Genomic DNA, 15,037 nt, shown 5'->3' on the forward strand with positions numbered 1-15,037 from the left:
AATATCCATGGTTCATTTTGTCCTTTGATCATATAACATGCAAATGCCGCTGTTGCGGTTGGCAGCAGCGGCATTCGACTAAGTGATTACCATTATTTATGCGGGCCTGGCAACCGGTGCGGGTTGGGCAGCCTGTGCATTTTGAGAGGCTTGTGCGCGTGCGGCCATGATGCGCTTTACCATTTTGTTCAGCAGATACATCATGAATATCGTGATAAGACTGGTGCAGACCACCACATATCCAAGCGTATCATAATGCTGCAGTTTTCCTGATGGAGTTTGCACCACAATATATCCTGCAATGATTGCACCCGTTCCGCCGGCGAGCTGCTGTACGGAGGAGTTGAGGCTCATGAAAGCACCCCTGTCCTGCATCGATGGAACAGCAGTGAACAATGCAGAGCTGGCGATCATGCGGGCGGAGATCCCGGCGAACATCACCACACTTATGGCCATTACAATACCCAGTGGTGTGACGCCCAGGTTGCAATAGATCACTACAGTGATAATGGTAAGCGTTGAACCTGCGATGAAAACAGATAACTTACCGATCTTATCACTCAGTTTTCCGATCTGTGGTCCAATGAGTAATGCGCTGATACCTGTTGCCAGATAGATCCAGGTAAGCTGGTCCAGGGTAATGCCCAGGTTATTGGTAGAAAATGCACTGCTGAAAGGCATCAGCATAAATCCACCGGTAGCCAGCAAGGTAGTGGTTCCAAATGCAAGGAGGTACTGACGGTTTGTTACAGTTTTAGCCAGGTGTCTGAATGGGTTAACATCGTGCTTTACCACCAGGTGACCGGTAATTGGTTTCATAAAACGAATGATCATGATAAGTACCAGCGAGCAGAAGATCACCAGCATCCAGAAAGGTGCATGCCAGCTGAGTCTGTTTGCCAGGAAGAGCCCGATAGGTAAACCGAGTACCTGGCTGGCAGATAAAGCCATCTGCACAAATCCCATTACACGGCCTCTCACTTCCATTGCAAAAATATCGGTGATGATGGCGAAACTGATTGAACCGATCACACCTCCGAATAATCCCGTTACAATTCTTGCGATCAGCAGGAAATGAAAATTGGGAGCAGTGGCACATAACAATGTGCCTGCAATGAAACCGATATAAAAGAATACAAGCATCTTCTTTCTGTCGAATTTATCGGCAAAGCCTGCTGCGAGGATACCTGAAATAAATGCACTGTATGCATAACCTGATACCACTGCACCGAATTGATTCGGCTGCATGTGCAGTTGTGGCATCAGAATGGCGCCGAGTGGCGACAGTACCATGAAGTCTACAATGATAGTGAACTGCAATAACGCAAGTATCACTATCATGAGAACCTGGTAGGAACTGAAAACTTTCTTCTTAGGAGAAGTAGGATTGGTTGTCATAAATGTGAAATTAAAAAAGCTACAACTAAATGAACATTCATTTATTGTTCATCCATAAAATAAATCACCGAAAAAAAGGCAGTGATTAAGGGGTGAGGGCCTTGATCACCAAATCGCAGGTTTGCATCAGGAGCTTATTACTGAGAACAAAGTGTTCGTTCTTATGGCTTCTACCCTGCGAATGAAACTTTATCAGTTGATACAGGGGAGCAAATGCCACAGACCAGTACACTTCGAATGGCAGTTTGTGCAGTTGCTTGTTTTTTATGGCGCAATGTACAAACCGTCCCATTTCGTCTTTGAATCTGGCAGTCATCTCCGCTTTCGTTTTTTCATATAGGGGTGAATAGCGGATATGTTCAATGAAAGCCAGTTCCAGCGGATATTTCATGCAATGATTTGCACGGTTCTTCCACTGCAGACGCATCCCTTCGGCGAAATCCATTTCGGGGTCGAAGCCCTGCATACTATGATCGAGCATCTTGTACGTGAGGTCTGTACTAAGCTGCACTATCAGATCTTCCTTGTCTTTGTAATAAATATAGATCGTTGCAGGACTCACCCCTGCTGCCTTCGCCAGCTTCTGGATACTGAAGCCGTCGAGCCCATCGGAAACCATCAACTCTATGGCTTTCTCTTTGATGGCAGCAATTTTATTTTCGTCGCGGGTGCGCATGATGACACAAAGATAAATGAATGGTCATTCACTTACAATATTTATTTTCGGAATCTGTCTGTTCCGATGCCATTACAATCTGAAAACACAACTATCTTAGTGCAAAACCCAGCACTTGGAATTCATCGACCGTATTCAAAACCATCCTCTTACCCAGCCCTCTCCCACTGATTTCATTTCGTTGCTGCAGGTTCTGGGCAGCAAAGGCCCCATGAGCAACGGCCTGAAAAAATTCATCGCAGCCCATCTTCTCCCCTGCAAAATTGAAAAAGGCAGCTATCTGCTGAAACCGGGAGAAGTCTGCACCCATATCTTCTTTATCCGGTCGGGCATATTGCGTGGTTTTCTCAAAGATGGCGGAACCGAAACCACCACCTGGATCACTCCCGAAAATCAGATGGCCGCAGCCATCAGCAGTTTTGTATTTCAGGCTCCTGCCATCGAATATGTACAGGCTGTCGAAAACTGCGAATTGCTTGGGCTTTCACATGCCGATCTCGAAAAGATCTACCTGCGTTTTCCTTCTTTCAATATCGTTGCAAGAAAGATCTACGAACAATACTATGCCGAAGCAGAGAACAGGGCATTGCTTACGCGATTGAAAAATGCTGACAAAAAGTACAATCATTTTCTGGAGCAGCATGCTGCACTTGCCAATCGTATCCCCATCAAATACATCGCCTCCTATCTTGGCATTGCAAGTGAAACACTGAGCAGGCTGCGAAGCAAAAAAGCTTCGAAGAACAGAAAAAAGAATGCGTAAATGTTTTGAGTGAACTGATAATTGTCATTAAAAGATAATCTGCGTTTCATCTCATCCTGCAAATCGATTCTTACCAAACCCTTACACAATAAAAGATCCGGAAGTCTATTCATTTTAGCTGGTGTACTTCATCGGTAATCACCACATTCCTTTCTCTTTCATCCTCTTCATAATTTTTTTTGCTTTGCTGCAGCGGATCGCAATTACCAGTAGCAGGTACTCCATCGATCTTTCGGGTTATCCGTAAGATTTGTATACGTTGAAAACCAATACAGGTATTGTGCAGAAGCTGTTCAGGTAGGTTTAACAAAAGGCAAAGGGTGCCTCAGCGCTTGCTGGGACACCCTTTTTTTTTGCGCATTGCCTGCATTCGGCATTGCGGAATGATATTTAGAAATCGATATCGTCTGCTACATTACCGCCTTGTTCAGCGGCAAATTTCGCTGCGTATTCTTTCTGTTTTTGTTGCTGATAATCGTGGTAGTGCGTAATGTCGGTGCTGTTCCACTCCTGATTTTGCTTGGTAAGCCACTGCATCGCAACGCTCTGGAAATCTCCGAGGCTGATGCCGAAATTCTCCTGGATCCATTGTGCGCCATCGAGACCATACTCGTATGCTGCCTGGCGTGCACCGGCGAGCTCTTCGTAGTAGTAACGGTCTGTTTTTATTTTGTCCAGATGCGGATTGGAAGCGCCGCCGCCGATCGATTCGAGTTGTGGCAATGTTGCGGGCTCTGCAAAATATTGACCGTACAATGTGGTTACAGTAAAGGTGGTATCTTCTCCCATACGCTGCGGCCAGATGGTATTCAGCTCATCCCAGATAGCCTGATCGATGCCCATGGCTTTGAAGATCTCCTGCTCGCTTACACCCTGTGTGAGTTTGATCACCATCGCTGCATAGTCGCGAAGGCTGAGGCCGTGTACAGGTGCGAGGTAAGGATTGTCGCTGCCGGTATCTTTGATGAAGCCGGAAGTTTGCATGCCGGTATACTTCAAAGAGTTGGTCATTTCAAATCGAACAACCTGATCATCGTCGGCATTGTTCCACTCGCGGTACAGTTGCTTGCGGTAATTGGTGTAGATATTGCGTTTGTCCGCTTCGCTCAGTCTTTCTCCGGAAGCTTCTTCATCGGCGATCCATGCTTCCGCCTGGCGGGCTACTTCTGCATCGAAATCTTCTTCATCATAATGTGTACCATGAAGAGTGTCTTCATCAAATTCGATTTCCTGCGGAGCTGAAAATTGCGGCTCCTCCTGAGGTTTCTGCTCTTCGTTGTTGCCTTTGCTGAATAATTTTTTGAACATGGGTGTTATGCTTAAATGGTTATATGGATCTGTGTTGAATATGTGCAACTTCGTTCTGATACATTTTCTCGTTGTGCTCCTTCAGATCGGGAGTAATATTGTTCCATTCGTCGTACATGGCTCGCAGGTACTGCATGTGCAGCTTTGGTGCATCGGAGATGGATTGCTGGCGGCGTGCTTCATTCAGCGCCATTTCAGCATCGACAAGTTGAATGCGTTTTTTGTCTTTCTCGTGAATGAGACTGAGCTCCAGCTTATGATTGATATGATATATTTCGCGCTCCAGCGCTTCTTCTTTTTTGTACGCCTGATACAGATGCTGCGTTCTCTGCTCGGCCAGTTCACGCGCAATGTATTGCAGGCTGCGGCTCTGTGTTCCGGGCTCGAATGTATTCTGTGTTTGGCAATGCGGACATGCGATGTAAGTAGAAATGAGGAAGATCTTTTCTATACGGATACCACCTCCGCACTGTTTGCAGGTGAATTTGTCTTTGATGCTATCGAATTCGTCGATGATCTGTTTGTATTCAATTTCGAGATCCCTCGCCGATGTTTGCGCTATCTGGTCCAGCCAGTAGTTCAGTTTTTGATCGAAAGTGCTGTGGTATCGATCCGAGCAGTCGTTTCTGAATTGGCTCAACAGGTTGTGATTGTCATCCAATACCGAAACCTGATCGTTAAGACGATAATACATCGCATTCACTTTTTCGTCGTACACTTCCGAAGCTTTGCTGCGGATATTTTGAAGTTGTCCTCTGATACCAGCCTGCACTTTCAGAAATGTACGTTTGTACTGATCTTCGTCAGTAGCCATCAGTTGTTTCAGTTCGGGAACGGCTTCGGTGCAGAGCTCTTCCATTCTTTGTTCGAGCTTGTCGAGGAATGCGTACCATCTGTCGCGCGTTTCGTTAAGCTCCTGCAACCATTCAGGAGGTTGCTGAGCGTCGCCTTTCTTGAAGAGATTGAACATCGGTTATGCCTGTCTTGAATTATCGGTTGATTGGATGTTTATGCCATTGCTGAGTTTCACTGCAATGAATTCGAAACCGCAGTAGGCGCAGTGTGTAACGCCATCCTGCTTTGCGCGGCCGGCGCCGCAGTTGGGGCAGTCCACCGCATCCATCTTTGCTTCGGATGCTTCGAGGCTCCCTCCATAATTCTCCTGTGCAGCTGCTTTTTCTTTGAGCTTATCGAGATATGATTTTACTTTTTTCTCCGTCATGCCAGATGCTTTTGATTACAGTTCTTTGAGCAATTCTTCTTTTTTGCTTTTGTATTCTGCTTCATCGATCAGCCCGGCATCGAAGAGCGATTTCAATTTCTGCAACCGGGTGGTGATATCGGGCTGTGCCTGTGGCGCTGCCTGCTGGGCTTGCTGCGCCTGCAGCTGATTCATCATTACACTCATGGCCACTGCCTGCTGCGTTGCATCGTTGAGTGCATTGCCGGCTTCGCCGATAGCATTGGCTGTATTGAATTTGGTGTATTTGTCGATGTCTTTTACCATGTTCATGCCCGTTACCTTATCGTAGTAAGCGGTTACCTCATCGGGCAGTGTAACGCTGGTAATGGTGAACTGCGTGAGCTCCACACCCAGTTGCAGAAAGTACGGCTTCAGGAATGGTTCTATCTTTTTGCTCAGTTCCGTTACATTGCCCGCTACTTCTGTTACTGCAATATGTTCATTGGCTAATACTTCACCGAATTTGGGTGCAATGAAATCGCGCAGCTGATGCTGCAGTTCAAATATGGTGAGTTGTTTGTAGGTACCTGCGTATTGTTTGAAGAATACACCAACGTCGGCAATCCTGAGATCGAAACTGCCGAAGGCACGCACACGTACCTGTCCGAATACCGGATCATTCATCAGTATCGGCGCAGGCGTTCCCCATTTGTTATTGATGAACTGATGCGTATTGAAGAAATACACATCTGCTTTGAATGGACTTTTGAATCCGTACTTCCAGCCTTTCAATCTGGAGAGTATGGGAATGTTTTCAGTGCTGAGCGTATGCAATCCTGGAGCAAAAATATCGGCCAGTTGTCCTTCGTTCAGCAGCATTGCATGCTGACTTTCACGAACGGTGAGCTTTGCACCATTCTTGATCTCTTTATCTTCATCCGCAAACTTCCACATCAGAAGATTGGGATCTGGTGTTACCGCTTCGATTATTTCTATAAAGGGAAGGCTCATACAGTGTAATGCTTGATAGTGAAGGATCTCGATTCGGTTCTAAAATTAATGCCGGCATCAGCTTCGGCCAAGTTAATTTATTAACTCCATGGTCTTTGGGTATTATGCAAACACATCGTAGTGCTGCACTTTTTCTTCGAACTCCAGCAGAAAATCGTTGTCTTCGGGATAGTACTTTGCTTTTTCAAAATCCTGTCCGGCAAATTTTTTGATGCTTTCCAGATCTTCCCAGTAAGTGATGAGTGTAAAATGTGCTTCTCCGTCTTTGATTTGCCTGAGAAAGGAAAGTGAATGAAAACCGGCAGTTTTCTGGTAATCGGGAATAGCTTTTTTCTTCAGAAAATCGGTATAAACATCCAGTTTGTCGATGTTGGTTTTGCCGTGCCAGATCCTTGCGATCATATAGATAGGTTTATCTGGCCCAACAACGCAAAAAAGGTGCCTCATATTATTGTGGATACCTCTTTTTGCACGCCATAGTCCATATTGTCTAAAGTTTGTAAGTTCGCGCTCCGGAATTATTTACCTATGGCAATGAAAGAAGAGCTGAAGACCGTTCTGTTGTTGAGTCCCCAGAAAATGCTGGAAGACCATCTGGTACTGGAATCCCTGCATATTGTGAAGAATGCGAAAGGCACTACTTTTCTCAATAAGGAGCTGGATAATGCAGAGTTGAAGGCCAATTATGAAAACCTTCCCAAACCTGCCCGCGACCTGCTGCAGCATTTCTCCAAAACCGGCATTACCCAGATTGTGGGTCAGATAAAGCAAAAATACCAGCTCAAACGCGCCGGCATTGCATATGAACCCTATTACAAAACCGCCATGCTACGCGAACTGCATGGCATACTGGAAACACTCAAGCCATTTGCCATACTCGCCAAATGGTACCATAAAATAAAAACGGAAAAGGGAAGCTACAGAACCGGCCCCTGCGTATTCAGTGTGTATAAGCCGTTGCTTCAATTTGAAGTGGTGAAAGAAGATAACCTGCTTCATCTCAAAACCACGGTGGTGCTGAACAATCAGCCCTATGCCATTGAAACATTCAACCGTTATCACTTTCTGCTGGAGAGCAGCAATGAATATTTCCTGCTCGGATTCAAAGATTATCAGACCCTCGAATGGCTGGCGATTCAGAAACCCGAGCAGTACAGCAAAGATCCTCAGGCGCTCGCACAGGAAGTACTGGCCAAACTCGAAGAAGACTATACCGTTAACCGCAATCAGCTGTTCGAACAGAAAGCCATCGATACACTTCCTGTAAACCGCGTAATGCTGAGCGAGCTGAACAATACTTTTCTGATGCTTACGCCGCAATGGCTCTATGATGGTTTTCTCATCGACGGTCCATTCAAACAAAGCGTGGAATTCAATCGTCAGGGAGAAGTGTATCGCATCAATCGCAGTCAGGAAGCGGAACAGCAGTTCACGCAACTGCTCGAATCGATGCACCCGATGTTCGGCAAACAGATGAACGGTTACTACTATCTCTCCTTCACGGAAGCGCAGAAAAAACAGTGGTTCCTGAAAGTATATCACAAACTGCTCGATCAGAATATTGAACTGATAGGAATGGATATGCTGCAACATTTCCGCTACTCGCAGTACAAGCCGGAGACCCTGATGAATATTCTGAGAGAAGAGGAACATATGCTGGTGATGCAGGTGAAAGTTTCTTTCGGAGCAGAAGAAATCCCTATCGAAGAATTACAGAAAATATTGCTGGCAGGGCAACGCACTATTCTGTTGAAAGATGGCTCCCTCGGCATTCTCGACGACGAATGGCTGCAACAGTTCGGCGCACTCTTCAAGCATGGCCGATACAGCAAAAAAGAAATGCGTGTGAGCAAGTGGATGGCATTCGGTGAACAGAATGCCGGAGAAAACATCTCTGCACTGAAACCCGTGTTGCAGGATGGCTGGCGTCAGCGCTGGCAACGCTGGCAGGAACCAGACAGTACGCTTTACAATGTTCCCGCTGGCGTGAATGCCACACTCCGCCCCTATCAGCAAAAAGGATATGAATGGATGCAACTGCTTGCCGAAGCAGGTGCCGGCGCCTGTCTGGCAGACGACATGGGTTTGGGTAAAACCTTACAGACCATCTGCTTTCTGGCGCATCAGCTGAAAGTGTCGCCGGAAGCGGTTCACCTGATCATTGGTCCGTCTTCACTGATCTACAACTGGCAATCGGAGTTGCAGAAATTTGCTCCGGAGATCAACACATGGGTGTATCACGGAAGCGACAGAGATCTCAATGCATTGCAGAATGCGAAGAGTCAGATTGTGATCACCAGCTATGGAACTATCCGTTCGGACATCGATCATCTCGGCAACAAACAGTTTGGAGTAGTTGTGCTCGACGAAAGCCATAACATCAAAAACCCGGCAGCACAGATCACCAAAGCGGTATCCCGACTGCAATGCGCCAGCCGCATCGCATTAAGTGGTACGCCGGTGATGAACAATACATTCGATCTGTATGCGCAGCTCGATTTTCTGCTTCCGGGCATTTTCGGCAGCAGAGAATTCTTCAAGCGCGAATATGCAGACCCCATCGATCGTTTTCGCGACGAAGCCAAGATTCAGGCATTGCAGAAACTCACGGCTCCGTTCATTCTGCGGAGAACAAAATCTCAGGTAGCGCGCGATCTGCCGGAGAAAACCGAAATAGTGATGTGGTGCGAAATGGGCACGGCCCAGAAAGCGCTGTACGACAGCATCCGCGACAATATCCGCAGCAGTCTATTCCTCAACATACAAAGTGAAGGACTCGGCAAAAGCAAGCTCGCTGTATTGCAGGGCATGCTCAAACTGCGCCAGCTCTGCAATTCGCCTATGCTGCTTCCGTCGGAAGATCGTACCACTACCGATGCCATCAAAACGGAGATGCTGATGGATGAGCTCAGCAATAACCTGAAAGATCAGAAAGTGCTGGTATTCTCACAATTCACCAGCATGCTCGATCTGCTGGCCGAAGGATGCCGCGAGCGCAATATCGACTTCTTCCATTTCGACGGACAAACACCGCCAGCCAAAAGAGCGGAAATGGTGGAGGCATTTCAGCAGGAAGGCAATACCACCAATGTTTTCCTCATCAGTCTCAAAGCGGGCAATGCCGGATTGAACTTAACGGCAGCCAGTTATGTTTTCCTTGTAGACCCCTGGTGGAATACGGCGGTTCAGCAGCAGGCGATCGACCGTACTCACCGTATCGGACAAACGAAAAATATATTCGCGTACAAAATGATCTGCAAAGACAGCATCGAAGAGAAGATCATTCAGTTGCAGCAACGCAAGAAGCAGCTGGCGGAAGATCTTGTTTCTGAAGATGAAGGTTTTGTAAAGGCATTAACGGAAGACGATATCCAGTTCCTCTTCAGCTAAAAATAAACTTCGGCAGGTTACGGAAATTGCTCAACTTTATTGTTGGGTCGAAGAACTATGTTCATACCTCCCCTCCTTCCTTAAACATTCCGGCTTGCTGCTTTTTTTCTAACCATAAAATTCCATGATTATGAAACTCGCGATCATTGGCGCTTCTGGTTTTGTTGGCAGTCATTTGTTGCAGGAGGCTTTGCAACGTGGCCATAAAGTAACTGCCATCGTACGCAACCCTGCGAAGATCACTACCCATCATCCCCACCTCACTGTAAAAGCCTGCGACGTAATGGATGCAGCTGCACTGGCGCCGCTGCTGGCAGGCAATGATGCTGTGATCAGCGCATATAATTCCGGCTGGACCAACCCGAATATCTACGATGATTTTATGCGTGGATCGGATGCTATTCTTCGCGCCACGCGCGAGGCCGGTGTACCGAGACTGCTCGTTGTTGGCGGAGCAGGCAGCCTGGAAATAGCGCCAGGCAAGCAACTGGTAGATACGCCCGAATTTCCCGAAGCTTACAAAGCAGGCGCTACGGCAGCCCGCGATTTTCTCGATCAGCTGAAGCGCGAACAATCATTGGACTGGACACTACTCAGTCCTGCCATCGAAATGAACCCCACCGTAAAAACCGGAAGAACCGGCAAATACCGCACAGGCACCGATCAGCCTGTATTCGACAACAGCAAACGCAGTTTCATTTCAGTAGAAGATCTCTGCGTTGCCTTGATGGATGAAACGGAGAAGCCTCAGTTTCCGCGCAAACGCTTCACGGTAGGATATTGATACCGGCATAAAAAAGTTCCGCAGCGCTGCCAACCATTATAGCTTAGGTTGAAGCACTGCGGAATTATTTTGGCTGTTATCAGTCAATCGATCTGCCTATACCTGCAAAAATTTCAAAGAATCATTGCCAGCAGAAAGCAAACCAGTGATTTTATGATAACATGAGCGTTCATCATTATTCTTTCTTTTTAGGAGCAACTTTTGGCACTTCAGCATGCAGAGAAGGTTCTTTTCCCTGATCTACTTTAGGAGCAACTGGCGCAGCTGTTCTATCAGTGTTGGCACTTTTCTGATCGCTGGCCATATTACCCGGGCTTGAAGATTTTTTGAAGGCACTGCTGCGTCCGCGGGCAGTACCGCCGCCAGCGGCTACATTAGGTCCTATTCCTTTTTTCACTTTTGCATTGAAGCTCTCCCGATCAGATTTAGATGATTTATCTGATTGAATGGATGGTCTCGATTTTGGTCCCATGCGAAGTCCGGGCGCAGTGCCATTCTTGAGCTGATCGGAAATGCGCTGGTTCGTATTGTATTTGGGATTATCATTCTGCGCCATCAGTTTACTCTGGCCAAACAGAATACATCCCAATACAAGTGTATATGCAAGAATTCTTTTCATATTATTTTGATTGATTCGATTATTTAATGCTTACCAATACTTTGATCTTACCGATACTGTTGGCATTGAAATCCTGCAATGCTTTACCAATCACCTGACCGATTTTTACTTTATCCGGATCGGCTTTCATGGCCACACCTGCGATGGATGAAGTAACCAGCAGATCGCCACGTTTAATAGCACCACCTTCCATGCAAACTTTAGTAGGGATCACACCTACAACACCCATGGGTACCTGAGCAGAGAGATCATCATCGATATGGCTCTCGGTGAGCAATACGCCGGGTTTGGTAGCATACACACCAGCCACCAGTGTGGAGTAAGGAGTGCTCGATTTTTCGACGGTACGATCTGCATCGGTAGCAATCACCAGTACATCACCTGGTTCATATGCAGCTGATGTGCCGGTTACATCAAATGATTCAGCTACGTCGGCACCACTGTTCTGAGTACCGCCATTGAAGAACCCACGGCCTGCAGAGTTGATGCGTGCAACATTCACTGTACCTGGATTACCAGATTTGAAAACTGCGATGCTACCATTGCTATGTTGTTCAGCAGTAAACACCGGATTGGTATTGCCTGTGTTGAAGTTTACAAATCTGCCTGCACGGCCATTACCGAAGTTGGGGATCCAGCCAAAAATGGCAGCGCCTGTACCATCTGCAGTAGCTTCAACACCGTCGCCACCATTGGATGCATTGGCAGTGATACCATTGCCATTACCATCAGCGATAGCAACCAGCGCGGGTCCATTGCCGGCCGGGTTGCTGGCATGGAACAGACCTGCAAAACCGCCGGTACCGGAACTAATACCATAGATACCCGCAGTACCGAAGTTGGCGAACTGAGAATTCACTTCACCTCTTACGGCTGGTGAAGTACCTGTAGTTCTGTCTACGAAGAAATCACCTGCTGTACCATTCCCAACTGTTTTTACGGTGATTACCTCATTATCATTATCCTCATTGTAGATCTGGAATCGGCCGGCACGGCCGGTAGCGAATGATGGCACCCAGCCATAGACTGCAACTCCGGCTCCGTCGATATTTGCTTCCACTGCATTACCATCTTTGCTGGCATTGGCAGTGATGGCATTTCCATTACCATCCTGAATAGCCACCAGAGCAGGGCCATTGCCTGATGGATTGGAAGAATGGAACAAACCTGCAAAACCACCGGTTCCGGAAGATATACCGAAGATACCCGCTGCTCCAAAGTTGCCAAAGATCGTTTTCACTTCTCCTCTAACGGCCGCGGCCACGCTATTTGTATTGTCTACCAAAAAGCTGGAAGCATTGCCCAATGTATTATCCGGAATGTTACCATTGCCATTGGTTACTACATTCAGTGTATTTGCATCAGTATTGGTTGTATTGAAATTCTCAAACCAGCCGCCACTGCCTGTACTGTTGTTGAGACCTACCTGACCTAATACACCGATACCTGTACCTGCAGTGCTGGTGGCAATGAAACCACGCACACCATAACCACCGCCATCATTGCGGCCTACAACTGCACCGGCAATATCGCTGGTAGTTCTTCCTACCACCGCTTCACCACCACCGTTATTATCACCCACAACACCTGCAGAGCTAACAGCGGAAGTAATGCCATGCAATGCGAATCCAGCCGCTGTTGAACTTCTTACACCTGCACCGTTACCCGTTGTGGTAACGTTCACTACCGTACCATTGCCTACAGAGTTTACAACTAGGGCATTATTGTTATTTGAGTTATTGAATATAGAGATGCTGGCAGGTATACCGTTGTTACTGGTCGCCTGCAAACCCGTACCAGTATTGCTGTTTGCGTACACACCGTATCCATTGGCGCTTGAATTACCATATACACCAAGGCCATTTGGGGTAGTACCATACACGCCCCATCCTGAACCGTTCTGACTGCCCCAAACTCCAATTCCTAAACCACCAGTACCATTATTGATACCGCGTACAGCTGAAGAGAATCCACCGGGAGCAGCGCTACTCACAATACCGCGAACAGCTGCAATGCTTGAAGTGGTTGTATTATTGACACCTTCAATAGATGTACCGTCTCCATCATTTGCAATGGAGAATAAAGTAGCTGCATTGTTTTCAGCGGCAAAGAATGGAAGTGTAAGACTTCCTCCTCCACCAATGTTGGCAGGCGCCCAGTTGGCACCATCAAACTTGAGCACCTGATTCAGCGCAGGAACTACATTGCTCACAGGAGTATTCTGCAGTTTCACTACTAAAGGGCTGGGATAGGTACCGCCGAGATCTCCACTTGCCGGTCCGTTTGGAGGCAGAGACGTAGGAATCACGCCTGGTGCGATCTTCGGAAGCGTTATTGATCCGTCGGCAAGTTTCGCTGTAGTTACATTTGCATCGATGATCTTTGCAGTTCCTACAGATCCGTCAGCAAGTTTTGCCATAGTTACATTGGCGTCGATGATCTTCGCAGTTCCTACAGATCCGTCTGCGAGCTTAGGTGCGGTTACGGCTCCGTCTGCAACTTTCACAGTTACTACAGATCCATCAGCAAGCTTTGCAATTGCCACTGCACCATCTGCAATTTTTGGAGTAGTAACAGCATTGTCAGCCAGCTTCGTATCGGTAACTGCATTCGCAGCAATAGTTGGATTAGGATAGTTTCCTGTAAGATCGCCACCGGCTGCGCCACTCGGAGGGAGGGTTACACCAGGACCAATCTTTACTTGCGTTACTGCACCATCAGCCAGTTTTGGTGTGGTGATAGCAGCATCCAATACTTTCACAGTTGTAACAGCATCATTGGCCAGTTTGCCTGCCGTAACATTTGCGTCGATGATTTTTGCAGTTCCTACAGAGCCGTCGGAAAGTTTTGGAGCAGTTACTGCACCATCAGCAAGCTTGCCTGTATTCACTGCATTGGCAGCAATATTTGGATTAGGATAGTTACCTGTAAGATCGCCACCAGCTGCGCCACTCGGAGGGAGGGTTACACCAGGACCAATCTTTACTTGCGTTACTGCACCATCGGCAAGTTTAGGTGTAGTAACAGCAGCATCCATTATTTTATTTGTTTCAACAGCATTGTTGGCCAGTTTCGCTGACGTAACATTCGCATCTATGATTTTTGCAGTGCTCACAGAACCATCAGCCAGCTTGGCTGTGTTCACTGCATTAGGTTTGATAGTGGGATTGGGGAAATTACCCGTAAGATCTCCACCTGCAGGGCCGCCCGGAGGAAGCACTACGCCCGGGCCGATCTTCGATTGCGTGATGGCACCATCAGCAATCTTCGCTGTGGTGATAACGTTAGCTGCTATCGCAGGATTGGGATATACTCCACTGAGATCACCACCCGCAGGACCGCTCGGAGGTAATGTGATAGGAATCACGCCTGGCGCGATCTTCGGCAGGGTGATGGCCCCGTTAGCCACTTTTGCAGTAGTTACCGCATTAGCAGCAATAGTTGGATTGGGATAGGTACCACTGAGATCACCACCAGCCGGACCAACCGGCGAACCCGTACCCGCAGTCAGCGCATAAGGCACTGAAGCCAGCTGTGCAGTACCGATGCTGGTAAAGGCAGCTCCTCCTTTCGGATCGATCTCCACCTGTATGTATTTACTTCCTGTACTCCAGTCTACACCGAGTATTGTACCACTCACATTCGTTGCGCCGGCACTTCCCATCTGAATATTGAAAAGCCCCACGGCATTGGTAGTTACCTGCCTTGTTTCTGAATACACAACAGCACCAGCACTGGAATTATTTCGAATAGATAATCGCAAAGATATTTTTGTGTTGGCCAATACATTGCCAACTGCGTTTCTTGCCACGCCCTGGTAATTGAGCAAGCCGGGCGCTTGTGCATAACTGCCGGCTACGGCCAGGAGAATGGCGGTTATTGCCAGTAAAAATTGTCTCATAGTT

General features: G+C 47.4%; 12 protein-coding genes. 3 read left to right on the forward strand and 9 right to left on the reverse strand.

All coding sequences use genetic code 11. From position 1 onward, the window contains the following. Window positions 1-96: 96 nt before the first annotated feature. The gene (locus tag HHL16_RS13390) at window positions 97-1,398 is read right to left on the reverse strand and encodes an MFS transporter (RefSeq protein ID WP_169425702.1); all 1,302 of its coding nucleotides are present in this window, start codon (window positions 1,396-1,398) and stop codon (window positions 97-99) included. A gap of 85 nt (window positions 1,399-1,483) precedes the next feature. Further along, a complete protein-coding gene (locus HHL16_RS13395) occupies window positions 1,484-2,074 on the reverse strand; it encodes a TetR/AcrR family transcriptional regulator (protein ID WP_169425703.1) in 591 nt (196 codons plus the stop codon). Window positions 2,075-2,189: 115 nt separating this feature from the next. On the opposite strand from HHL16_RS13395, the gene HHL16_RS13400 reads away from it, so the two are divergent. Further along, window positions 2,190-2,837 carry a Crp/Fnr family transcriptional regulator gene (locus tag HHL16_RS13400; protein WP_169425704.1) on the forward strand — a complete coding sequence of 216 codons (648 nt, stop codon included), beginning with the start codon at window positions 2,190-2,192 and terminating at the stop codon, window positions 2,835-2,837. A gap of 390 nt (window positions 2,838-3,227) precedes the next feature. Here the strand turns inward: HHL16_RS13400 and HHL16_RS25035 are convergent, their stop codons facing one another. The 5 genes from HHL16_RS25035 to HHL16_RS13425 form a co-directional block, all read right to left on the reverse strand. After that, complete coding sequence (locus tag HHL16_RS25035) at window positions 3,228-4,145, reverse strand: DUF6620 family protein (RefSeq protein ID WP_169425705.1); 918 nt, start codon at window positions 4,143-4,145, stop codon at window positions 3,228-3,230. Window positions 4,146-4,164: 19 nt separating this feature from the next. Beyond that, a complete protein-coding gene (locus tag HHL16_RS13410) occupies window positions 4,165-5,115 on the reverse strand; it encodes a hypothetical protein (protein ID WP_169425706.1) in 951 nt (316 codons plus the stop codon). Window positions 5,116-5,118: 3 nt separating this feature from the next. Next, window positions 5,119-5,367 carry a hypothetical protein gene (locus HHL16_RS13415; RefSeq protein WP_169425707.1) on the reverse strand — a complete coding sequence of 83 codons (249 nt, stop codon included), beginning with the start codon at window positions 5,365-5,367 and terminating at the stop codon, window positions 5,119-5,121. 15 nt (window positions 5,368-5,382) lie between these two features. Further along, window positions 5,383-6,339: an SPFH domain-containing protein gene (locus HHL16_RS13420; protein WP_169425708.1), complete on the reverse strand. Its 957-nt coding sequence runs from the start codon at window positions 6,337-6,339 to the stop codon at window positions 5,383-5,385. Window positions 6,340-6,441: 102 nt separating this feature from the next. Further along, on the reverse strand, window positions 6,442-6,741 hold the full coding sequence (locus HHL16_RS13425) for an antibiotic biosynthesis monooxygenase (protein WP_169425709.1): 300 nt from the start codon (window positions 6,739-6,741) through the stop codon (window positions 6,442-6,444). Between the two features lie 126 nt (window positions 6,742-6,867). Here HHL16_RS13425 and HHL16_RS13430 point away from each other — a divergent pair, with 126 nt between their 5' ends. Both HHL16_RS13430 and HHL16_RS13435 read left to right on the forward strand, forming a co-directional pair. Next, a complete protein-coding gene (locus HHL16_RS13430) occupies window positions 6,868-9,729 on the forward strand; it encodes a DEAD/DEAH box helicase (protein WP_169425710.1) in 2,862 nt (953 codons plus the stop codon). Window positions 9,730-9,859: 130 nt separating this feature from the next. Continuing rightward, window positions 9,860-10,513, forward strand: a complete 654-nt coding sequence (locus HHL16_RS13435) for an NAD(P)-dependent oxidoreductase (protein WP_206022411.1) — start codon at window positions 9,860-9,862, stop codon at window positions 10,511-10,513. A 175-nt stretch (window positions 10,514-10,688) separates the two neighbouring features. Here HHL16_RS13435 and HHL16_RS13440 read toward each other — a convergent pair whose 3' ends face one another. Both HHL16_RS13440 and HHL16_RS24855 read right to left on the reverse strand, forming a co-directional pair. Next, window positions 10,689-11,132: a hypothetical protein gene (locus tag HHL16_RS13440; protein WP_169425711.1), complete on the reverse strand. Its 444-nt coding sequence runs from the start codon at window positions 11,130-11,132 to the stop codon at window positions 10,689-10,691. 19 nt (window positions 11,133-11,151) lie between these two features. Then, complete coding sequence (locus HHL16_RS24855; protein WP_206022413.1) at window positions 11,152-15,033, reverse strand: hypothetical protein; 3,882 nt, start codon at window positions 15,031-15,033, stop codon at window positions 11,152-11,154. Between the last annotated feature and the right edge of the window lie 4 nt (window positions 15,034-15,037).

The organism is Pseudoflavitalea sp. G-6-1-2 (assembly GCF_012927185.1).
In the GTDB taxonomy this organism is placed as follows: domain Bacteria; phylum Bacteroidota; class Bacteroidia; order Chitinophagales; family Chitinophagaceae; genus Pseudobacter.